Source organism: Chryseobacterium joostei (genome assembly GCF_003815775.1).
GTDB lineage: Bacteria > Bacteroidota > Bacteroidia > Flavobacteriales > Weeksellaceae > Chryseobacterium > Chryseobacterium joostei.
This window is the reverse complement of the sequence record NZ_CP033926.1, coordinates 3,822,240-3,845,366: the sequence shown is the minus strand read 5'-3', so window position 1 is coordinate 3,845,366 and position 23,127 is coordinate 3,822,240. Positions and strand designations below refer to the sequence as shown.

Below are 23,127 nucleotides of genomic sequence, written 5' to 3'. Positions count from 1 at the left end.
ATAGATTTTTTTAATATTTTTACGCAATTTAAATTTAAGGACCACAAGGATGAAAAAATTGGCCCTAGCATCGGGTATACTATTACAATTACATAGTTACAAAGCACAGGACACTGTTCAATCTAGAAATCTTAAGGAAGACATTGCTTTACTTAATTCAAATACTTCAATCCAGGAAAAAACACCATTTTTGAAGAAAGAATGGGTGAAAAAATCAGTTGCGCCTACACTACTTTTTGCAGCTGCCGCAGCAACTTGGGGAGAAAAGGAGAACATCCGTGAAGTTCGTAACCGCTACTTACCTGCCTTTAAGGTAAAATATGACGATTACCTTCAATATGCCCCAGCTGTAGCTGTTTACGGATTGAAACTAGGGGGCGTAAAGGGAAGAAATAATCTAGGAAGAGCAACCTTGTCCTATGGAGCTAGTTTAGTGATCATGGGAATCCTTGTGAACTCCATTAAATACACCGCAAAAGTCGAACGCCCAGACGGCTCTAAAAATAATTCATTCCCATCGGGGCATGCTGCTATGGCCTTCACCAACGCCAGCTTCCTACACAAAGAGTATGGTATGGTAAACCCAGCTTATAGTATTGCAGGATACGGATCAGCAACACTTACAGGGCTTGGTAGAAACCTCAACAACAGACATTGGCTCCCTGATATTCTGGCCGGAGCCGGAATCGGTATTATTTCTACGGAGCTAGGATATTTCTTTATAGATAAAATATATAAAAATAAAGGAGATAACTTAAGTATGCTGTCCAGAATACAAGGGAACGATTACCCTTCTTTCCTGGCAATAAAACTTGGTACAACCTTTGGCACCACAAACTTTTTAAAAGAATCAGAGCTTGACGACAAGAAGCAAATTGGTTTTGAAGGAGGGCTTGAAGGTGCTTATTTCTTTTCAAAAAAATGGGGTGTAGGTGGTGACTTTAGCTTCAGCAGCTTCCCTATAAAACCTATGAAAGTAAACCTTGATGATGGGGATAACTATGGAGAACACGAAATTATAACACAGTCTCTAGGCTTTCTGGGAGCAGGAATAGGTCCTTATTTCTCACATGAGTTTTCGGATAAATGGCAACTTACCTTAAAAGCAACTGCTGGATACTCTGCTACTGCCAGTGGAAAAGTATTTATCAAAAGTGACAGCATAGACAGTCCCAACCATCAACTCGAAATCGCACGATACAAACCCAAACCTGCTTTCCGTTGGAATACCGGTGCTTCTATAACTTACAAATTTAACCCAGGATTAGGACTAACTTTCTATACCGATTACAACGAGATCAAATCTACCATCCGTTATCGTTTTAGTGATGCCATACAGGAGAACGAAGAACTGAACGAGGAACTCAATCATATGATAGCCAAGGAAAAAATAAATTACGTTACCCTTGGTTTAAGATTGACCGCCTATTTTTAAAAATAAAAAGCCTTCAGATTTGAAGGCTTTTACTTTTATAAGGTTTTATTGTTATCTCCCGGTGTATAATCCATGAAAAGATCTCCATCCAAGGATACCGATTTTACTTTTTTCTTAATAGGAATCACAAGATCTGTCAGTTTTTGATCTTTTTCCCAAACCGATGGTGAAAAATGAAGTTTTTCAGTACTCCCATCTTCATAGGTTAGAATAGCATCAAATGGAATGGCAAAACCTCCTACATTCGCTACATTCACAGTAAGCAAGTCATTCATCTGTGATGCTCCGGCAACTTTTAAATCAATATAATTATTGGTATAAAACCAATTGTGAAAAAACCAGTTTAGATTTTTTTCGGAACCTGTATTCATAGAATTAAAGTAATCCCAAGGAACAGGATGTTTTCCGTTCCAGTTATCCATATAATGGTGTAATGCTTTTTTGAACAATTCATCACCAAGATAATCCTTCAATGCAAGGTAGGATAAGGATGACTTTACGTAAGAATTGTTTCCGTAGCCTGAACCACTTACCTGTGTACTCATTGTAATAATAGGCTGATCCTGTTCTGCTGATGGATCATTAATCCACTTTTTCACCCGAAAGTTTTTATAAAATTCCTTTGCAGCAGCCTCACCATTTTCATCAATTCCAATTAAATACTCCAAGGTAGTCGCCCATCCTTCATCCATAAATGCATACCTCGTTTCGTTAATCCCCATATAGAAAGGGAAATAAGTATGGGCAATTTCATGATCTGCAGTAAGTCTGGCATCCTGTAAGTTATCCGGAATACTGGAATCATTAATCATCATTGGATATTCCATATCAGCATACCCCTGAATAGCCGTCATTACATTATAAGGGTATTCTACGCCCGGCCATTTTTTGGAAAACCAATCCAGATTATAGCGCATCCAATCTACATACTGCTCAAAATCCTTTGCTCCGGCTTTATATCCTGATTGCACACTCGCTCTTTTTGTTTTCAACTGAACACTTGCAGCATCCCATACATAATGATTACTTAGGGCAAAGCAAAAATCTGTAATATGATTGGCTTTGAACTTCCATACATTCCATTTATTCTGCTGGGTAACTTTACCCGACTTCATTTCTTGTTCTGTAGCAATATGCATTACCTTATCGCTCTTTAATGAAGCTTTATATCTTTTCAAATATTCAGGCTGAAGTACAGCTTCAGGATTTAAAAAATCTCCGGTTGCCCACACCACATAGTTTTTTGGTGCTGTGATAGCAAAGCTGTAGTCATTAAAATCATTATAAAATTCCTGTCTGTCAGAATGGGGGAGCATGTCCCATCCGTTGTAGTCATCATATACAGAAATTCTTGGAAAAGAATAGGCTACATAGAATGTTTCAGGATCAATTTGCCCTTCTCTCCCACTCTGTACAGAAAGTGGGTATTCCCATTCGATCTTAACCTCAGCTTTTGACTTTGATTTTAATTCTGATTTTAGTTTTACTTTTTCAACAGTTCCCCAATCATCGCTGTTGATATCATATTTTTCACCATTGACAACAAATGATTTAATCTTAAGTCCTGAGGACAAAAAATCACTGGAAACCGACCCAGATCTTGGTGATTGTGGCTTGTGTAGATTATTAACGAATCGTATCGCCAATTCATTGAGATTATCCGGACTGTTGTTTGTATAAACAATCGTTTCTTTTCCGGAAACTACCTTTGTACCGGCATCCACTTTTACTTCAACATTGTAAATTCCTTTATTTTGCCAATAGTTCTTACCCGGCGCTCCGGAAATATCACGGGTCCCATTTTCATAGGCTTTTTTAATATTTCTCGGCATATACAGCTCCTGAGCAGACAACTGTAGCAACGAAACAACCACCAGCACTCCGGAAAAAATTCTCTTCATAATGATCTTTTTTAAAGATAGGTATCAAAAATAACGAAAATGTGACACTGGGTGGTAATTTCTTTTGTAATAATGTTTTATGATAATTGGGTTTTTATTTAAATTATCCTAAAGTCGATCCTGTTCTGATGTCTTTTTTATGGTCTTGGCATTTTTCACAGACTGGTTCCCAAAGTTGAATTTTAATGAAAGAGTAAAACCCTGGGTATCTGTATAGTCCCTAAAGTAATTATCCTGATTGGCATATTTGGTAACAATCTTTTGACCTGTTGTTCTGAAAATATCACTAACGATTAAACTTGCTTCCAGTTTTTTATTAAGGAATTTCCGGTTCATCACAAAATAAGCAGACCATGCACTGGAAATCCTGAAGGTTCCCTGTATTGATGGAGAATAATAACGATGTCCCACTTCCATTTTCCAGTCACTGTTCTTATCTAAAGTGAAGCTTGTGGAAATACTGGATTCCCAGTTCCAAACCTTGTTCTTGTACAGCATTCCATCAACCCCTTTGAAATAATTTTCATTGTGTTCCAGGTTTTCGGATAGAATGATATTCCACCAAGGCTTCACCTGAAAGTTTTTATATAAGTTTAAACCGAAAGCCTCTCCCTTTTCTATATTTGTAAAATGATAGATCACACTATTGGTCTCCGGCTCCTGATATGAGATCTCCATAGATGGGAATTGTTCCTTGCGATAGTATAAATCCAGATTCCAGTTTTTCCATGAATAGGTTAGATTTAGATTATGAGTAATGGTTGCTTTTAATTGCGGGTCACCCTGATAGTATGAAAAGAGGTTATAATAAGATTTTGCCGGATTCAACCATGAATAGGATGGCCTGCTGATGCGTTTTCCATAAGAGAACCCAAACTCCTGCTTATTTTCTGTAGTATATTGTGCATAAAAAGTAGGAAAAAAGCTCCAGTAATTATTTTTGTTTTGATCATATGGCTCTGAAACTATCCCCTCAAGATCTGTCATTTCTGCACGAAGCCCACCTTTAAAATTCCATTTTCCGATATTGTAAGAAAGTGAGGAATACAGAGCAAAATTATGCTCCTTGTAATCAAAAATACTGCTTTTCTCTGGTCTGTATTCTAATACTCCATTTTGATTATCAGAAAAATCTAGTTTGCTGTTTGTTTTCACGAAACTATATTTTGTTCCGGATTCAAATTCCAACTTCTCTCCTTTCCATTGATAATCTACCTGAGTAGAATACAATTGTACATCTGCTTTATTTTGGGTCATGAAATTATCTTCTCTTGGCGGCTCTCCCGCAAAGTTTAGGTGTGTAACTACATTCTGATATTTACTGGCATTATTTCCTGTAAAATAATTGATCCATGACAGACTGCTCTTTTTATTCAATTTCCTGTCTATCTGAAAACTGACTGAATTATTAATGGAGCGAGAGTGATGGTCGTTTAGTGTTCTATAATCAGACTCAACAACATCCTGATTATTGTAAATCAATGTAGGCACATCATACGTTCCATAAGACTTTGGAGAAAAATACCCTGAATAGTTGAGGCTTAGATTGGTCAAGCTGTCCAATTCATATTCTACATTAAAATTCAGGGTATTCTGGTTAGTGTTTTTATCCTTTCTATTCATTGTACTCATCCATCTGGTCTGGCTTTCGGGATAATTAACATAGTCTAATCCCTCTCGGTAGTAGGTTCCCATTCCTTTATAATAGCTTCCCATAATGGAAAATTTATCCTTTTTATAATATTGAGACAGCCCAAAAACAGCCTTTGCATATTGGGTCTGAACATATTTTGAAGACACAATACCACGATAGCCCTCAATCTTGTTCTTCTTCATAATAATGTTCAGGACCGAACTTCCAGAAGCTTCATATTTTGCGGGTGGGTTGGTAATTACTTCCACAGACTTCACCTCATCTCCCTGAGTATTTTCCAAAAGATTTTTGAGTTCATCACCCGTCAGCATGACTTTTTTATCATTAATGGTTACCAAAATTCCTGTACTGCCTTTCACAGCGAGTACATTATTATTGGCTGTAACACCAGGTGTATTTTTCAAAATTTCCCATGCATTCAATGATGAAATGTTACTGTTTTCCACATTAAACTCCAGTCGGTCTACTTTTCGTTTTACCAATGGTTTTCGCTTGGTCATTACAACCTCTCCAATCTCTTGGGATTCTTTTTTAAGAATGATTTGTAAAGCTTCTGGTTTTTCCAGATCCAGCTTCTTTTCAAATAAAGAATACCCTTCATTTTTTACAACAAGTTTAATATTCTGTTCAGGAATATCCTCCAAGATAAACCCACCTTTAGCATCCGTTTTCAGCTCCTGGATTAATTTATCCTGCGAATCGTACAGCTCTATTTGTGCTGCTGAAATTTTTTCATTCTCAGTGTTCACAACTGTTCCCGCAAGTTTTTGTTTCTGGGCCAATACCAACATCGGAAAACACAGAAAAAGAATAATTTTGTTCATGATTATATTTTTAAAGAATGAGGAAAAACAATAGCTATTCTTGTTTTACGGAGCAAAATTCCATATTGAACAGGAGAATTTCGGTTAACGAAAGGTTAATGATGGGTTAACGTCTTTTTCTCCTTTAAAAGGAAAAATCTGAACTCGAAAAATCAGGTTAATGAAAGGTTAATAGCAAAATACAACGCCAATAAAATGGTTAAATCTTTATCTTTGTTATCAATGATTTCCAAAAGTAAAAACCTTATTGCTCTTTTCGCTACCCTGTTCCTTCTTCTGTTAGGAATACAGGCTTATTTTATGTACAAGACATATCAGGTAAAGGAACGCGAGATCTACAGAGATGTTCATGCAAGACTTACCAACTATACCGACAGACTGGAAGATCTGGGTGGTATCAAAAGTAGAACAGATGATACCATTCAGAAAATCTTAATTCGATATCTTGATAAAAAGATCAGTAAAAAAGATTTTCTGGAGTACTTTAATAAAAACAGAAAGGAAAATGAAAAGTATCTCAGCGACTACGTAGATGCAAGTTTTAAAAAAGAAGGTTATGAAATTGCTACGAAAACAGAATACATTTCCATCATTTATACCCCTGACAGCACCCGCCTGATTGATCAGCCAATCACCCTGTATGAAACCCGAAACAAAGTTTCCAATCCTAAAATCTCCAATACAAGTAAATGGGAAACTACATCAAAATCCACGACTAATGATAACACTCCCGGCCGAAATGACTCTTTTCTTCTGAAAAGCAATACCGGTTTCGAGATTTTAAATATCAAAACCATCATATTTAAAGAGCTTGCTCTGCTCACCATATGCTGTGCCGCCATCCTCGCAAGTGTGCTCTTACTTTATATTTTCACCGTTAAAAATCTAGCCCGCCAGCAGAAACAGGTAGAAGTTCTCCACACCGTTGTGGATAATATTTCCCATGAGTTTAAGACTCCGATTGCTACATTAAAAATAGCTTCCAAGACTTTAAAAAAAGGCTGGAATTCAGAAACGCTTCCGCTTATTGACAGGCAGATTGCCCGACTTGAAAGTCTAATGATACAGCTCCATAAAGATGAAATACCCGATGAGGTAGTTGCCATAGAGCCTAAAGACTGGGATTTTTTCATTCAGGATCTGGCTTTTACATATCCTCAAATAGATTTTAAAGTTGAAAATAAAGTCTCAGAAAAACTGCCCTTTGATAAAAACCTAATGGAGACTGTCATTAAAAACCTTTGTGAAAACAGCATCAAATATGGAGCATCCTTTGTGAAAATAAATACCGATACCTCTACCCAAAATCTGAATATTGAAATTTCTGATAATGGCCAAGGCATGGAAAGCAAGGAACTAACAAACATTTTTGAAAAATTCTACAGAATACAGTCCAATAACATCCACAACAGTAAGGGGCTTGGGCTCGGACTTTATTTTGTAAAAAAAATAATTACAACCTATAGCGGTAAAATAGATGTTTCCAGTAAGCCTGGAGCCGGAAGTACTTTTAAAATAACCATTCCCTATGAAAACTAAGATCCTATTAGCAGAAGATGATCCGGATTTCGGAATGATCCTTAAGCAATATCTTGAACTAGAAGATTTTGAGGTCAGCTGGTTTCAGAACCCCGAAGATGTTGTTGAACTTCTTTCCTCAGACTTCCCTTTTCAGATCGCTATTTTAGATGTAATGATGCCTAATATCGACGGCTTTTCTCTTGCCAAAATGATCCTCAAGGAGAAAAATAATTTTCCCATTTTATTTTTAACGGCTAAAAATCAGAAGATCGATAGGTTAACCGGATTGAAAATAGGTGCGGATGATTATATTGCCAAACCATGTGATCCGGAAGAACTGGTTCTAAGGATTAAAAACATTTTGAAAAGAATTTCTCCTCCAATTACTGAAATTCAAATAAAAATCGGGCAATATTTACTGGACACTCAGAAACTTTCACTGTCTCATCCCGACGGAAATGTACGCCTCACGGTTCGGGAGCAGGAACTTCTTTTATATTTACTGAAGCACAATCATTCCATGATAACAAGAGATAACATTCTTGATAACCTTTGGGAAACCAATGATTATTTTACAGGAAGAAGTCTGGATGTATTTATCAGCAGATTGAGGAAATATTTCAGCAACGACCCGGAAGTAAAAATCCAATCGCTGAGAGGAATTGGATTTGAAGTTGATTTCCCAACAAATTAATCTTAAAAGGAAAGATCCACAATCACCGGAAAATGATCCGACGGATAAAGGAGATTCTCTCTTCTGTCATTAATGTGTCGGTGAGATTTTATCTTAAAGTCCTTTGTAAAAATATAGTCAATTCTTTCTTTTGGAACTTCATTTACATTAAAGGCCGTAAAAGTTCCTACAGGTCCATAATGTTTGGTCTCCGAATGATAAAAAGTATCTTTCATATTTTGGGAAAGAATCTTAACAGGTTCTGTATCATCTGTAAGGTTAAAGTCTCCGCTTAATGTTACCGGCAGATTTCCTGGATTAAGTTCCTTGATTTTTTTCAGAATAAGTTCAGAGGATTTCACTCTTGCTACATTTCCAATATGATCGAAGTGAATATTCATGGCAAGAAATTCTTTCTTTGACTTTTTATCCTTGAAGATGGCATAGGTGCAGATTCTATTCAAAGCAGCATCCCAGCCTTTTGATGGTTTTTCAGGAGTTTCTGATAACCAGAACGTCCCTGATTTTACAACGTCTAATCTGTTAGTATCATAAAAAACAGCAGAAAACTCTCCTTTTTCCTTGCCATCATCTCTTCCCACGCCAATATAATCGTAGTTTTTTAATCCGCTTTTGATGTCTTTCATTTGTTCAGGAAGCGCTTCCTGAACTCCAAAATAATCAGGGTGATAATAAGTCAGTAAATCGGAAACATCCTGTTTTCTTTCCGGCCATGCATTTTCCTTATCAGATGCGACATTAAGCCTGATATTAAAACTCATCACTGTAAGGTCCTGCGAAAATCCCAATGCAAAAAGCATAAGGAATACGATTGAAAATCTGAAATTCATAGTCTATTTTATCAATTTGAGACAAAAATAAGACTTCCCTGTCACAGAGAAGTCTTATTTACATCATTATATTGTTAAATTATTGCAGGTACTAAAAACCTTACTTTAATCTAGTTTGATTTCTTTGATTTAATCATGGCCTCCAATGCATCCCACATTTCACTTGGGATTGCTTCAAGCATATTAAACTCTCCTGCTCCCTGAAGCCATTCGCCACCATCAATAGTTACCACTTCCCCATTCATATACGCTGAATAATCTGAAACAAGGTAAGCGGCAAGGTTAGCCAGCTCCTGATGCTCCCCTACTCTTCTCAAAGGAACTTTTTTCTTCATATCAAATTTTTCCTGAAGATCTCCCGGAAGAAGTCTGTCCCAGGCTCCTTTTGTAGGGAAAGGTCCCGGAGCAATTGCATTGAAACGAATACCATACTTTGCCCATTCTACCGCCAAAGATCTTGTCATTGCCAAAACCCCTGCTTTTGCACAGGCAGATGGTACTACATAAGCCGACCCCGTCCATGCATATGTCGTTACAATATTAAGCACTGTTCCTGGTGTTTTAGAATCTATCCAATGTTTTCCTACAGAAAGGGTACAGTTTTTCGTTCCTTTTAAAACAATATCCAAAATAGAATCAAAGGCAGAATGCGTTAACTTTTCTGTTGGAGAAATAAAGTTTCCTGCAGCATTGTTTAATAGAATATCAATTTTACCGAACTCCTTTAAGGTAGCTTCTTTCATGGCTTCCACCTCATCCCAGTTTCTTACATCACACGCAACGCAAAGAACTTTTCCACCTGTTTCATCTTCCAGTTCTTTTGCTGCAGCCTGTAGTTTTTCCAGATTTCTGGAAGTAATTACCACATTGGCACCCAGTTCAAGGAAATATTTAGTCATTGCTTTCCCAAGACCGCTTCCGCCTCCGGTTACGATTGCTACTTTATCTTTTAGTGCACCTTCGCGCAACATTGGTTGTGTATACATGCTCATAATTTAATTATTTTAATAAATATATAATATAAATTCTACAGGCTGTAAAAGATTCCCATAGAAAATCAATGATACTTTGTATGTAAATTTAATATAATTATTCTTCCTGTCATCTTTTAAAATTATGCAGGAGATAGTAATAAGAAAAAAGCCGTTTCACAGATGATGAAACGGCTTTTAATTAATATTGAAATATGAGTTATGAAGTAACTGTTCCTTTAAAAGAAAGTGTTTTAGGAGTTTTGCTTTCGCTCGTTGTAACGTTTACCGTTTTCATAAACGGGCCTGCCGCTGCAGCATTGTAACTAGCTTCTACAAATCCTTTTTTTCCCGGCTGAATAGGAGTTTTAGTATAATCTGCGGTTGTACATCCACATGAAGGAGCAACATTTTGGATAATAATTGGTTTTGAACTTGTATTGGTAAATTCAAATCTGATGATTTTTGGTTTCCCCTGAGGAATATTTCCTACATCTATAGATTCTGATTTCCATTTGATAGCATCAGCAACCATCTTTACGATTGAAGAAGCTTCACCTGAAAATACATTGGCGTAAAATGGAGAGAAAGCTAAAACTGCTAAAAGTGCTGTAATCTTTAATTTTTTCATGAGTATAAATTTTAATAGTTAGAAATAATAAAGGGAACTGTTATTCTCTTTATGATATAACAAATGTAAAGCAGATGAGCCATACAACTTGTTAACTGCTATCAAACATTTGTTAACAAGTTGTTAATGATAAAAGATTAATAGATATTTTTGGATAATATTGTTCCGGAAAATGAAAATCAAAAAACTCAATATCATCATTACGCTGGGGTTTATAGCTATTATTGGAATTTTAATAGCTCAGCTGATGTGGACCCGCCAGGCTTATAATCTTGAAGATAAGAAATTCGATCAAAAAGTAAATATTGCCTTAATGGAGGTCGCAGAAAAGTTATCCGGAGGGAAAAATTCTTTTACTGAAAACCCTGTACAGAATATTGCCAATGATTATTATGTGGTTAATATTAATAATGAATTCCATCCTGTAGTTCTTGAGTATTATCTGAAAACAGAATTCACCCGTTTTCAAATCAATACCGATTATGTATATGCGCTGTACAACTGCCACAGTGATAAAATGATTTATGGAAAATATATGACTACCCATCAGGAAAGTCCAAGTAACAAGGTGATCAATTTTCCAAAACATAAAAACCTGATCTATTATTTTTCCATACGTTTTCCTGATAAAACCACGTATCTGATCAGCTCATTAAGATTCTGGTATTTGCTTACATTTGCCCTTATCATCATTCTTTTGGTGTATGTGTATTCCATATATACAATCATTCAGCAGAAAAAATTCTCGGAGCTGCAGCGTGATTTCATTAATAATATGACGCATGAGTTTAAAACTCCTTTATCTTCAATTCTGTTAGCATCAGAAGCGCTTAACAAACAGGAAGCAGTAAAGGAAAACACTAAACTGCAAACCTATACTTCTATCATTATCGATCAAAGCTACAAGCTTAACAGCCACATTGAAAAGATATTGAATCTTGCTAAAAATGATGCTTCGGGAATGTCATTAAAGCCTCAAAAAATCATCCTCCTTCCTTTTATTCAGGAGATTGCCGATGCTATGCTACAAAAGGACAAAGACCTCAGCATCCAAATAGAGATTGATAACAGTACTTCAATAATGGCTGATGAATTTCATTTTACGAATATCATTTATAACATTTTAGATAATTCTATTAAGTATTGTGAAACCAAGCCGGCTATTGTCATTTCATCCTATAAAGATTCAAAAGGTTTATATTTAAAGTTTAAAGATAATGGGATCGGTATTCCTGCTAAAAACATTCCTCATATTTTTGAAAAGTTTTACAGAGTAAATACAAAAAGAAGTGAGGAGGTTAATGGTTTTGGACTAGGATTATTTTACGTAAAGAAAGTTGTTCAGCAGCATAACTGGAGAATTTCCGTTGAGAACAATGCAGATACAGGAATTACCACCACTCTCTTTTTCCCGTTTTAAATTGAATATGTATGGAGAAATCTAAAATTTTATATGCGGAAGATGACGAAACCATCGCTTTCCTGATACAGGACAGCCTGGAAACTTATTATGACATCAACTGCTATTCGGATGGAAAATCTGCACTTGAAGCTTTCAACAGCCAAGGTTTTGATATCTGCCTTTTGGATATTATGATGCCCGAACTGAACGGGTTTGAAGTGGCCGAGCAAATCCGTAGTAAAAACTCTGATATTCCTATTATTTTTATTTCAGCAAAAGCTTTAAAGGAAGACCGTATCAAAGGGCTTAAAATTGGAGCCGATGACTATCTGGTAAAACCATTCAGCATAGAAGAACTGATTCTGAAAATTGAAGTTTTCCTGAAACGTTCAAAGAAAACCAACACTCATTCCTCAAACTATAAGGTCGGGAAATATGACTTTGATCCTAAAAACTATACTTTACAGGATACGACCCATACCATTAGCCTTACCCAAAGAGAATCGGAACTGCTTTTATATTTTATCCGTCATAAAAATACAGTTCTGAAAAGACAGGATATCCTGAAAGCTATTTGGGGCGATGATGACTATTTTATGGGGCGAAGTCTGGATGTATTTATTTCCAGATTACGAAAAGTTCTGGCTGATGAACAAAATATACTGATCGAAAACCTGCATGGAATAGGTTTCCGCTTTTCTGAAAAGAATAAATACTAAACAAATTTTGTCTAAAATAAATCAGTAAATGATGATTTTAATTAATTTTAATCTTTGAAAACCGATCATTAATGAAAAATCACAGAACAACTGCTTTTCTGTTTCTTTTATTTTTCAGCTTACATTATAAAGCTCAAAAATTTGAAAAATTAATACAATATGTCAATCCTCTTATTGGAACTGAAAAAATGGGACACACCTATCCAGGTGCTACAGTACCCTTTGGAGCAGTTCAGTTAAGCCCCGAAACAGATAGTATTTCCTATGAGCTTAACGGAAAATATAATGGTGAGGTTTATAAATATTGCGCAGGATACCGTTACGAAGACAAAACCATTGTAGGCTTTAGTTCTACTCACTTTAGCGGTACTGGACATTCGGATTTGGGAGATTTTCTTATCATGCCTACCGCTGGAAAGCTCCAACTTAATCCCGGAACGGCTTCCCATCCGGAAAATGGCTACAGAAGTAAATTTACCCACCAAAATGAAACGGCAGAAGCCGGATACTACAAAGTAAAACTTGATGATCATAATATTCTTGCAGAATTAACGGCAACAACAAGGGTTGGCGTTCATCGTTATACCTTTCCAAAATCTGATCAGTCCCATATTATTTTGGATATGATGGCAGGTATTTACAACTATGATGGAAAAAACGTCTGGACCTACGTTCGTGTAGAAAATGGCAATACTATCACAGGATATCGACAAACTAATGGCTGGGCAAGAACCAGAACCGTTTATTTTGCAATGAAATTTTCAAAGCCATTCAAGTCTTATGGCCAGAAAAATTATGATGAAAAGCAAGTCTATAAAGGATTTTGGAGAAAATTTGATCAAACCAAAAACTTTCCGGAAATCGCCGGTAAGAATCTGAAAATGTATTTTGATTTTGACACTCAGGAAAATGAGGCAATTGAAGTTAAACTTGCGATCTCACCAGTAAGTCAAGCCAATGCCATGGAAAACCTTGAGAAGGAAACCGAAAATTTATCTTTTGATCAGGTGAAAGCACTGGCACAGGAAAACTGGAACAAGGAATTAAATAAAATTGTCATCAAAGGTTCCGAAACAGAAAAAACCAATTTTTATACGGCCATATATCATACCTTTATCAACCCTACGGTTTATATGGATGCTAACGGAGAGTACAAAGGCTTGGATCAAAATGTCCATAAAGCAAACGGTTTTACCAATTATACTACATTCTCTTTATGGGATACATATAGAGCCCTACATCCTTTCTTTAATATCATCCAGCCCAAGAGAAATAATGACATGGTGAGATCAATGATGGCCCACTACGATCAATTTTCCATGAAAATGTTACCGATTTGGTCACATTATGCCAATGACAACTGGTGTATGAGTGGTTATCATAGTGTAAGTGTTGTCGCAGACGCCATTATCAAAGGAAATTATAACGGTGATCCTAAAGAAGCGCTGAAAGCCTGTATAGAAACGGCCAACAAAAGAGATTATGAAGGCATCGGGCAATACATTGATCTAGGTTATATTCCCGCTGAAAAAAGTGGAACTTCAGTTTCAAACACCTTAGAGTATGCTTATGACGACTGGGCTATTGCTCAATTGGCAAAATATTTGGGAGAAACAGAAATTTACAATCAGTTTATCAAGCGTTCTGAAAACTGGAAGAATAATTTTGACAAAACAATAGGGTTCATGCGTCCAAGGCTGGCGGATGGAAGCTTCAAAAAGGATTTTGATGTACTGAGCACCCACGGACAAGGTTTTATTGAAGGAAACTCATGGAACTACAGTTTCTTTGTTCCTCAAAACCCTGACGAGCTTATTCAGCTGATGGGAGGTAAAAAGAAATTTGCTTCAAAACTGGATGAACTATTTTCCATGCATTTATCCGACGAGTTTTTTGCAGATACTGAAGATATTACAAGAGAGGGAATCATTGGTGGATATGTTCACGGAAATGAACCTGCACATCATGTAGCCTATCTTTATAACTGGGCAGGACAACCCTGGAAAACCCAATCACAGATCCGTCACATTCTTGAAATGCAATACAAGGCAACTCCTGATGGATTGGGTGGAAATGATGATACCGGGCAAATGAGTGCGTGGTATATTTTGAGTTCACTTGGTTTTTATCCTGTTGCACCAGGCTCTGAAGATTATTCAATCGGAAGCCCTGCTATTGATCATGCTGTTTTAAACCTGGAAAACGGAAAAACCTTTGAAATTGAAGCCGTAAATCAAGGTCCTAAAAATGTCTATGTTCAAAAGGTTCTTCTCAATGGAAAAGAGATTAAAAATTTCACATTGAAGCATTCTGAAATTATGACTGGAGGGAAGCTCACTTTCTATATGGGAAGCAAAGCGAAGAAGTAAAATATTCTCGCAGATTTTGCGGATTTAGCAGATGATTGAGTTTTAAAATTTGCGTAATCTCCCAGATCTGCGAGAGCTAAAAATAAGTTTTGGCTAAAGCCAATGGAAGATCTATAAATAACGAGAGCGGGCTAAAGCCCGCTCCTATTGAATTTATAGTATTCAATATGTTTTTTACAATTTTACTATTAATCTCTCGCTTCAAAAAGTAATCTTTCTCCGAATTTCTCTTCTGCAATTTTCCCATTATCATATACCAAATGTCCATTTACAAAAGTATGGGTAACCTTAGAATGGAAATTCATCCCTTCCAACGGACTCCAACCACATTTGTAAAGTAAATTATCTTTGGAAACAATCCAGTCTTCATCTAAATCTACCAAAACAAGATCTGCTTTATATCCCTCTTTTACAAATCCTCTTTTCTCTACTCTGAAAAGAATAGCAGGGTTATGACACATCTTTTCAACAATTTTTTCCAGAGAAATTTTACCATTCTTATAGTTTTCCAGCATCACAACTAATGAATGTTGTACCAATGGTGCTCCTGACGGGCATTTTGTATATACATTCTGTTTTTCTTCAGCAGTATGTGGCGCATGGTCTGTAGCAATTACGTCAATTCTGTCATCAAGAAGCGCTTCCCACAGAGCATCTTTATCTTTTTGTGTTTTTACAGCAGGATTCCACTTGATTAAACCTCCTTTTGTTTCGTAGTCCTCATTGGTAAATGTTAAATGATGAACACAAACCTCAGCAGTAATCTTTTTATCTTTCAAAGGAATATCATTTCTGAAAAGTTCCATTTCCTTAGCAGTTGAAAGATGGAAAACGTGAAGTCTTGCTCCTGTTTTCTGAGCCAGTTCAATGGCCTTGGAAGAAGATTTATAGCAAGCTTCTTCACTTCTGATCAGGTGATGAAACTTAACCGGGATATCTTCACCATATTCATCCATGTATTTTTGGGTATTCGCTCTGATGGTTGCCTCATCTTCACAATGAACTGCAATCAGCATTTTGGTATTGTTGAAAATATTTTCCAATGTTTCAGGATTGTCAACCAACATATTTCCTGTAGATGAACCTAGGAATAATTTAATTCCCGGAACATTTCTAGGATTTGTTTTTAAAACCTCCTCAAGATTATCATTGGTTCCTCCCATCATAAAACCATAGTTAGCATAAGCTTTATGAGAAGCTATTTCGTACTTGTCTGCTAATAATTCCTGAGTAACAGCATTCGGAACAGTATTAGGCTGATCGATAAAGCTGGTTACCCCTCCGGCAATAGCTGATCTTGATTCAGTTTCAATATCCCCTTTATGGGTTAAGCCCGGATCACGAAAATGCACCTGGTCATCAATTACTCCCGGAAGAAGATATTTTCCGGAACCGTCAATGATTTGATCTGCACTTTCAGCAATACCTGAACCTATTTTAGAAATTAAGTCATTTTCTATTAAGATATCGCTCTCAAAGACTTTTCCTTCGTTTACGATGTTTACGTTTTGGATAAGGGTTTTCATTTTACTTTTTAGAAATTATAGATTAGATACTAGAAACTAGAGAATTTTTTAAGTTAAAAATGGAATTACTAAATTCTAACTTCTAATATCTAGCTTCTATAAATAGCAAAATTAAGGTTTATGGATGAATTTTAATATCACTCGCAATAAATCAATTTCTAAATATTTACATTTGCATAAAATTTTTCGAATTGTATAAGAAACTATTAGGGCAAACAATCATTTATGGAGTAGGGGCTATAGCACCAAGAATTATCCTATTCATCCTTAATCCACTTTTGATATACAAAATTCCCAATGAAGGTTTTGCGATTTTCACGCAACTTTACGCATGGATTTCATTTGTTAATATTATACTTTCATTCGGTTTTGAAACAGCTTATTTTCGGTTTTCTGCTGAAGATAACAATGAGAAAAAAACTTTCAACACATCGTTTTGGTTTTTGTTCTCAACTTCCACTGTATTTCTCGCGTTATGCTATTTATTCAATCAGCCTATTGCTGATTATCTAGGATATCATAACAATCCTGAATACATTAAGTGGTTTGCTTTAATTGCCTTTTTCGACAATTTGCTAGTAATCCCTTTTGCATGGCTCCGTTTTCATAATAAACCTATTAAATATTCTGCAGTAAGAGTTGTTCAAGCCATATTCCAAGCCGTTTTTACAGCAGCTTTATTCTTTTGGATCCCGGAAAATATATCCAGAAGTTTTGGTTTGGATCAAAGTGTAGATTATCCTTTCTTCAGTAATTTAGCAGGAAGTGCCTTAGGCTTTTTACTATTACTCCCTATTATATTGAAAGTAAGATTCCAATTTGTAACTTCTTTATTTAGCCGTATGATCAAGTATTCATTCCCGCTCATGCTGGCAGGTCTTGCTTTTATGGTTAATGAAAATTTTGATAAATCAATCCAGAGGAATCATATTTCAGACGTACAGGCCGGAGCCTATGGAGGCTGTTATAAACTGGCAGTACTAATGACATTATTTGTAACAGCTTACCGAATGGGTATTGAGCCTTTCTTCTTTAAGCAAATGGACAAGGGTGATGCCAAGAAAACTTATGCTAAAGTTGCAGAATACTTCGCTTTTTTCGCCTGTGCGGTTGCCTTGGGAATCATTGCGAATATCTCCTGGCTGAAAGAAGTATTTATCCCTAACAAATCTTATTGGATTGCAATAGATATCATCCCGATTATTGTTGTTGCAAATCTTTGCTTCGGAATATATTATAACTTTTCCACATGGTATAAAGTTACAGACAGAACAAGTGTCGGGACTATTATCTCATGGATTGGAGCAGGTATCAATATTGCTTTAAACTACTTGGCATTAAGCTATTATCACAGTATGATTGGTTCTGCATGGGCAACTTTCGGAGCCTATGTCATCATGATGATTATATCTTATATACTAGGTCAAAAATATTACCCTATCCCATACAGAATGAAGAAAATGTCTTTCTTCCTCATATTGCTGGGAGTTTTTAGTTTTATCATTGTAAAATATTTCAACTATAATATTCTTACCAGTAATTTATTATTTTTAATATTTGTAGGAATTTTGATTTATTCTGAAAAAAACATGATTCTATCAAGAATCAGAAAAAACTAAAATTGGTCTCTCTTTTGATAACTATTAAGCCTAAAAAATAGTAAACAGAATCATTAGATATGATAAGTATTACGTTTTTGAGAAACGTTTAATTTATTATATTTAATAAAAAAATAACCTACATTTAAACAAAAAAACATCTTTATATCATCTATGAAAATTATTGTTCCAATGGCTGGACGTGGTTCCAGATTACGTCCACATACACTTACAGTTCCCAAGCCACTTATTCCTATCGCAGGAAAACCTATCGTACAGAGATTAGTGGAGGATATTGCTAAAGTTGCAGGAGAAAAAATTGAAGAGGTAGCTTTTATCATTGGAGATTTTGGAGCTGAGATTGAAAAATCTCTTATTCAGATTGCCGAGAAACTAGGAGCAAAAGGAAGCATATATTATCAGAATGACCCTCTTGGAACAGCACACGCCATCAAATGTGCTGAACAATCTATGCAGGGAGATGTGGTGATTGCATTTGCCGACACTCTTTTCCGTGCAGATTTCCAACTGGATAAAAATTCAGACGGAGTAATCTGGGTGAAAAGCGTGGAAGATCCATCCGCATTCGGAGTAGTAAAATTAGACAACTATGGTTTCATCACAGATTTCGTTGAAAAACCACAGAATTTCGTTTCAGATCTTGCCATTATTGGTATCTATTATTTCAACAGTGCTGAAAAGCTAATGGACGAAATTAATTATATCATGGAAAATGATATTAAAAATGGAGGAGAATATCAATTAACTACAGCACTTGAAAACTTAAGAGCAAAAGGGGCCAAGTTTACTCTAGGAAAAGTAAATGACTGGATGGACTGTGGTAACAAAAATGCTACTGTAGAAACCAACAGTAAAATCCTTGAATACGAAAGAGAAGAAATGACTCATTTCCCGGCATCAGCTGTAATTGAAAACTCATTAATTATCCCACCATGCTTCATTGGAGAGAATGTAAAGATCTCTAATTCTAAGGTAGGACCTGGAGTTTCGTTAGGAAACAATACAACTGTTGTAAACTCTAATATTGAAAACTCTCTGATCCAGGAAAATACAAGAATCAATCATGGTAATCTATCCAACTCTATGATTGGTAATTCTGCACAGTATTTTGGGGTTGCCAGAGAAATTTCCCTAGGAGATTACTCGGTTTTAGATTTCCTATCTAAATAAGCAAAGTCAGAAATTATTTAACTTAAACAAGATATAATCAAACCACACAAAACGTTTTGTGTGGTTTGGCGTTAATATTGCTCCGTACTTTTAATTGAAAAAGATAAATACATGAAAAATTGGATCCCACTCCTTTTATTGCTTCTTGCCTTATCATCCTGTAAAACCCGTAATGCTATTAAAAATGATACGGGCAGCACAAAGGATAGTATTACAACCGCAGAGGACAACAAAAATCCAAAAGACGTAAACCAACCGGTGAGAGATAAACTTACCTTTTACGAACATGTATTGATCCCGCCAAAGTTTGAGCAAATAAAAATCGACAGCAAAGTCCGTGTAGAAACAGGCAGCTTCGTTCCAACACTCGATGCTACCATCTACATTGAAAATGATAAAAAGGTCTGGATGAATCTAAGGGCTCTATTTCTTAATGTAGCAAGAGGAATTGCAACACCAGATGGAATAAAGGGACAGGATAAAACCAGTAAAACCTATATAGATTCTGATTTTGACTATCTTAACAACCTACTGAATGTCAACTTTATTGACTATAAATCACTGGAAAAAATTCTATTGGGAAGAACTTTTGTAAAGATCAGCGATTCCCAATTTACCCTAACTCAGAACGCGCAGGGTTATAAAATGGTTTCCAATGTGAACCAGAAAATTGTAACCGATGAAAAAACAAGAGAGTATAAAATTGCTCTTCAGTATGACACCAACTATGATCTTTTAAGTGTCAATCTAAAGGATGTTTTATCGCCGGATGAACTGGAAATATCTTACAGTGATTGGAATGAATACAACGGAATACGCCTTCCCCAAAATGTTAAAATAATTATAAAAGGCTCAAAATCTAGTCAGATTTTACTGGAAAACACGAAATTTGACTTTTCGAGGATGGAAACACCCTATTCTGTACCATCCAGTTATAAGAAAATTGAGATTAAATGATTAAAAAATTTAGCTTTTTAATAGGTGTTCTTATGTTTGGACTGCACCAAGGACAGCAGAACAAAGAACAGCTGCAGAAGCAGAATGCCGAACTTAAAAAACAAATTGCCCAAATAAATACAGATTTAGCTAAAACCAGAAGCGAATCTAAACTTTCCATTGCCTATCTTACCAACGTTAATCAAAAGCTAGTCTTAAGAGAAAAAGTCTACAATAACACTCAAAAAGAAAAGAGATTTATTGAGGATGATATCTATTTGCGCCAGCTTGAAATCAACCGTCAGAATAAAGAATTGGCTGTGCTTAGAAAGAATTACGCCGAGGTTCTGGTAAATGCCTACAAAAACAAAGGGGTACAAAATAAAGTAACCTTCATTCTTTCGTCTAAAAATTTGGGAGAAGCTATTCGAAGAGTACAATATTTAAAGCAATATTCTGATTATCAAGATAAAAAAGCGGCAGAAATTTCTGATGCTGCCAATCAAATCAAAAAATCCATTACACAGAAACAAAATTCTGTAAAGGAGAAAGAAAACCTTTTGATAAACCAACAGAAAGACTTAGCGACAATCAATACAGAGAGAGCACAGAAAGAACAACTGGTAGCTGATTTTAAAAAGAATGAATCTAAGCTTACTGCTGAACTTAAACAAAAGCAGGTTCAGTCTAAAGCTCTTGAAGGCCAGATCAGAGCTATTATTGCTGAGGAAATCAGAATAGCAAAGGCTGAAGAAGAAGCAAGAAGAAAGGCAGAAGCGGAAAAAATACGTCTAGCTAAAATAGCAGCAGAAAGAGAAAAAGCAAGAATTGAAGCGGAAGCTAAAGCAAGAGCTGAGGCACTTGAAAGAGAAAGAAAAATAGCGGAAGCGGAAGCTAAAAAAGCTGCTGAACTTGCAGCAAGAAGAGCTGAAGAAGAAAGAAAACGTAATGAAGAAGCTGCACGAGCAGAAGCCAGTGCAAAAGACGAAGCCAGAAAACTAGCTGCTAAAAAAGCATCTGATGAAGCGGCAGTAAAAGCCAGAGAAGCAGCTGATAAACTAACGGCGGCAAGAGCAGCAGAAGCAGCCCTTACCAAGAGAAAAGAAGAAGATAAAAAAGCTGCAGAAACTAAAGCCATGACCAATTATGGCGTTTCTACATCATCTGGAAATAGCTTTGCAGAAAACAGAGGAAGATTAGGTTATCCTACAGACAGAGCCGGGCAGATCACTCACCGTTTTGGAAGACAGCCACACCCGGTTTTCAAAAATATTACCGAAGAAAATAACGGGATAAAAATTTCTGTACCATCAGGTACACGTGCAAAATCTGTGTATCCAGGATCAGTTTCTTCTGTATTAGCCAATAACGACGGCACAAAAACAGTCATCATTAAACATGGAAGCTACTTTACAATTTATTCCAATCTGGGAAGTGTGAGTGTTTCTAAAGGACAACAGGTCTCTTCCGGCACTCCAGTAGGAACCGTAGCACAAGATTTCGACGGGGCCTATACCCTTGATTTCCAAGTATGGAACGGAAGTACACCAGTTGATCCACTAGGTTGGATTGCATATTAAAAAAAGTGTAACTTTGTAAAAATTTTAAGAGATGAATACACTAACAATACTTGCCTTATCTTGGCAACATATCCTAATCGTAGCGATACTTTTAGTACTACTTTTCGGAGGAAAGAAAATTCCGGAACTAATGAGAGGAGTTGGTTCAGGAATCAAAGAATTTAAAGATGCGGTAAAAGAAGAAGACAAACCAGGTTCTGAAAATAAATCGTCTTCTACAACAAACAACAATTCTTCCAGCAACTAAAATTCCTTAGAATTCATGAAATTCACTGAAACTGCATGGACAGTCTTCAATCAATGTATTGAAGACTATCACGTGTCTGATGATGTTAACACTCTAATTAATAACCCGTTCGAAAAAGATAGTTTGGAACGAATTTTGTATGCAAAGAACTGGATTGATACCGTTCAATGGCATTTGGAAGATATAATTAGAGATGAAAATATCGATCCGGCTGAAGCTCTTCAACTGAAGAGAACAATAGACGCCTCCAATCAGAAAAGAACTGATTTGGTAGAATATATTGACAGTTGGTTCCTTACTAAGTTTGAAAATATAACTCCTAAACCTGACGCAAAGATAAATACAGAAACTCCCGCTTGGGCAGTGGATAGATTATCAATTCTTGCATTAAAGGTTTATCACATGTCATTAGAAGCCAATAGGGAATCTGCTTCTGAAGAACACAGAAATAACTGCCAGGCAAAACTGGACGTACTGCTTACTCAGAAAGAAGACCTAACAACTTCTATAAATCAGTTGCTTGCTGATATTGAAAACGGTAACGTTAAGATGAAAGTATACAAACAAATGAAAATGTATAACGATGAAAGTCTTAACCCAATCCTTTATCAAAAAGGGCAACAAAAATGAAAAGACTAGTTTTTTTTGGAGTACTAATAATATTAACATCTTCCTGCGCAACGGAAAAGCTTAACCTTTCTCCGCTGTCAAATAACTTTTATAGTGACACAAAAGGCTCTGATTCTGATAGAGGCTCAAAAAAGAGCTTTAATATCAATATCAAGGAAAATGTAAATGCTTCTGAAATTTCAAATATAATCTCAACTTTCCCTAAGTTTAAGAACAATGGATTGAATGATGAGATAACAAGCTTGAAGTACAGTCTTCAGAATTATTTATATGCTATTGATGCCAATAATTCTACAGGTAAGAGCAGGGCACTTAAAAGCTTCGAAAAATCATACAAAAAAATTCAAAAGCAAAGACAAAGTCTTGAAAAAGATGATGACGAAGTTCTCAACAGATACTTGGTTCGATTAAAAACTAATATTTCTGTTATTGAAGATGCTTTACCAGGAAGTTAAAAACTAATTGAAC

Annotated in this window: 19 protein-coding genes; 13 read left to right on the top strand and 6 right to left on the bottom strand. The window is 36.0% G+C overall.

Translation table 11 applies throughout. The features are described from left to right. Window positions 1–49: 49 nt before the first annotated feature. Window positions 50–1,435 carry a phosphatase PAP2 family protein gene (locus tag EG359_RS17590; RefSeq protein ID WP_076357335.1) on the top strand — a complete coding sequence of 462 codons (1,386 nt, stop codon included), beginning with the start codon at window positions 50–52 and terminating at the stop codon, window positions 1,433–1,435. A 35-nt stretch (window positions 1,436–1,470) separates the two neighbouring features. Here EG359_RS17590 and EG359_RS17585 read toward each other — a convergent pair whose 3' ends face one another. Beyond that, complete coding sequence (locus EG359_RS17585) at window positions 1,471–3,336, bottom strand: M1 family metallopeptidase (protein ID WP_076357337.1); 1,866 nt, start codon at window positions 3,334–3,336, stop codon at window positions 1,471–1,473. Window positions 3,337–3,444: 108 nt separating this feature from the next. After that, window positions 3,445–5,814, bottom strand: a complete 2,370-nt coding sequence (locus EG359_RS17580; protein ID WP_076357339.1) for an outer membrane beta-barrel family protein — start codon at window positions 5,812–5,814, stop codon at window positions 3,445–3,447. 195 nt (window positions 5,815–6,009) lie between these two features. Between EG359_RS17580 and EG359_RS17575 the strand changes: the two genes are divergently transcribed. Continuing rightward, window positions 6,010–7,353, top strand: coding sequence for a sensor histidine kinase (locus tag EG359_RS17575; protein ID WP_084180553.1), 1,344 nt, complete (start codon window positions 6,010–6,012; stop codon window positions 7,351–7,353). After that, window positions 7,343–8,029 (top strand): response regulator transcription factor, encoded by a 687-nt coding sequence (locus tag EG359_RS17570; protein ID WP_076357343.1) that lies wholly within the window; start codon window positions 7,343–7,345, stop codon window positions 8,027–8,029. Before EG359_RS17575 ends, EG359_RS17570 begins: the two co-directional genes overlap by 11 nt. Window positions 8,030–8,031: 2 nt before the next feature. Here the strand turns inward: EG359_RS17570 and EG359_RS17565 are convergent, their stop codons facing one another. From EG359_RS17565 to EG359_RS17555, 3 genes are all read right to left on the bottom strand, one after another. Continuing rightward, window positions 8,032–8,859 carry an endonuclease/exonuclease/phosphatase family protein gene (locus EG359_RS17565; RefSeq protein WP_076357345.1) on the bottom strand — a complete coding sequence of 276 codons (828 nt, stop codon included), beginning with the start codon at window positions 8,857–8,859 and terminating at the stop codon, window positions 8,032–8,034. Between the two features lie 110 nt (window positions 8,860–8,969). Then, complete coding sequence (locus EG359_RS17560) at window positions 8,970–9,851, bottom strand: SDR family oxidoreductase (RefSeq protein WP_076357347.1); 882 nt, start codon at window positions 9,849–9,851, stop codon at window positions 8,970–8,972. A 199-nt stretch (window positions 9,852–10,050) separates the two neighbouring features. Beyond that, window positions 10,051–10,461: a DUF1573 domain-containing protein gene (locus EG359_RS17555; RefSeq protein WP_076357349.1), complete on the bottom strand. Its 411-nt coding sequence runs from the start codon at window positions 10,459–10,461 to the stop codon at window positions 10,051–10,053. 172 nt (window positions 10,462–10,633) lie between these two features. Between EG359_RS17555 and EG359_RS17550 the strand changes: the two genes are divergently transcribed. The 3 genes from EG359_RS17550 (at window position 10,634) to EG359_RS17540 (ending at window position 14,951) form a co-directional block, all read left to right on the top strand. Beyond that, the gene (locus tag EG359_RS17550; RefSeq protein ID WP_076357351.1) at window positions 10,634–11,881 is read left to right on the top strand and encodes a sensor histidine kinase; all 1,248 of its coding nucleotides are present in this window, start codon (window positions 10,634–10,636) and stop codon (window positions 11,879–11,881) included. Window positions 11,882–11,892: 11 nt separating this feature from the next. After that, the gene (locus EG359_RS17545) at window positions 11,893–12,582 is read left to right on the top strand and encodes a response regulator transcription factor (RefSeq protein ID WP_076357353.1); all 690 of its coding nucleotides are present in this window, start codon (window positions 11,893–11,895) and stop codon (window positions 12,580–12,582) included. A gap of 71 nt (window positions 12,583–12,653) precedes the next feature. Continuing rightward, window positions 12,654–14,951, top strand: a complete 2,298-nt coding sequence (locus EG359_RS17540; protein WP_076357355.1) for a GH92 family glycosyl hydrolase — start codon at window positions 12,654–12,656, stop codon at window positions 14,949–14,951. 188 nt (window positions 14,952–15,139) lie between these two features. Here the strand turns inward: EG359_RS17540 and EG359_RS17535 are convergent, their stop codons facing one another. Then, complete coding sequence (locus tag EG359_RS17535) at window positions 15,140–16,477, bottom strand: dihydroorotase (protein WP_076357357.1); 1,338 nt, start codon at window positions 16,475–16,477, stop codon at window positions 15,140–15,142. 191 nt (window positions 16,478–16,668) lie between these two features. On the opposite strand from EG359_RS17535, the gene EG359_RS17530 reads away from it, so the two are divergent. From EG359_RS17530 to EG359_RS17500, 7 genes are all read left to right on the top strand, one after another. Then, on the top strand, window positions 16,669–18,096 hold the full coding sequence (locus EG359_RS17530; RefSeq protein ID WP_076357359.1) for an oligosaccharide flippase family protein: 1,428 nt from the start codon (window positions 16,669–16,671) through the stop codon (window positions 18,094–18,096). A gap of 153 nt (window positions 18,097–18,249) precedes the next feature. Beyond that, window positions 18,250–19,266, top strand: coding sequence for a sugar phosphate nucleotidyltransferase (locus tag EG359_RS17525; protein ID WP_076357361.1), 1,017 nt, complete (start codon window positions 18,250–18,252; stop codon window positions 19,264–19,266). Between the two features lie 111 nt (window positions 19,267–19,377). After that, window positions 19,378–20,223 (top strand): DUF4292 domain-containing protein, encoded by an 846-nt coding sequence (locus EG359_RS17520; protein ID WP_076357363.1) that lies wholly within the window; start codon window positions 19,378–19,380, stop codon window positions 20,221–20,223. Then, window positions 20,220–21,782: a peptidoglycan DD-metalloendopeptidase family protein gene (locus EG359_RS17515; protein ID WP_076357365.1), complete on the top strand. Its 1,563-nt coding sequence runs from the start codon at window positions 20,220–20,222 to the stop codon at window positions 21,780–21,782. The genes EG359_RS17520 and EG359_RS17515 overlap by 4 nt, the downstream gene beginning before the upstream one ends. 31 nt (window positions 21,783–21,813) lie before the next feature. Then, on the top strand, window positions 21,814–22,029 hold the full coding sequence (locus EG359_RS17510) for a twin-arginine translocase TatA/TatE family subunit (RefSeq protein ID WP_065393432.1): 216 nt from the start codon (window positions 21,814–21,816) through the stop codon (window positions 22,027–22,029). Between the two features lie 15 nt (window positions 22,030–22,044). Further along, window positions 22,045–22,659, top strand: a complete 615-nt coding sequence (locus EG359_RS17505) for a DUF4254 domain-containing protein (RefSeq protein WP_076357367.1) — start codon at window positions 22,045–22,047, stop codon at window positions 22,657–22,659. Next, on the top strand, window positions 22,656–23,114 hold the full coding sequence (locus EG359_RS17500) for a hypothetical protein (RefSeq protein WP_076357369.1): 459 nt from the start codon (window positions 22,656–22,658) through the stop codon (window positions 23,112–23,114). Before EG359_RS17505 ends, EG359_RS17500 begins: the two co-directional genes overlap by 4 nt. Window positions 23,115–23,127: the final 13 nt, after the last annotated feature.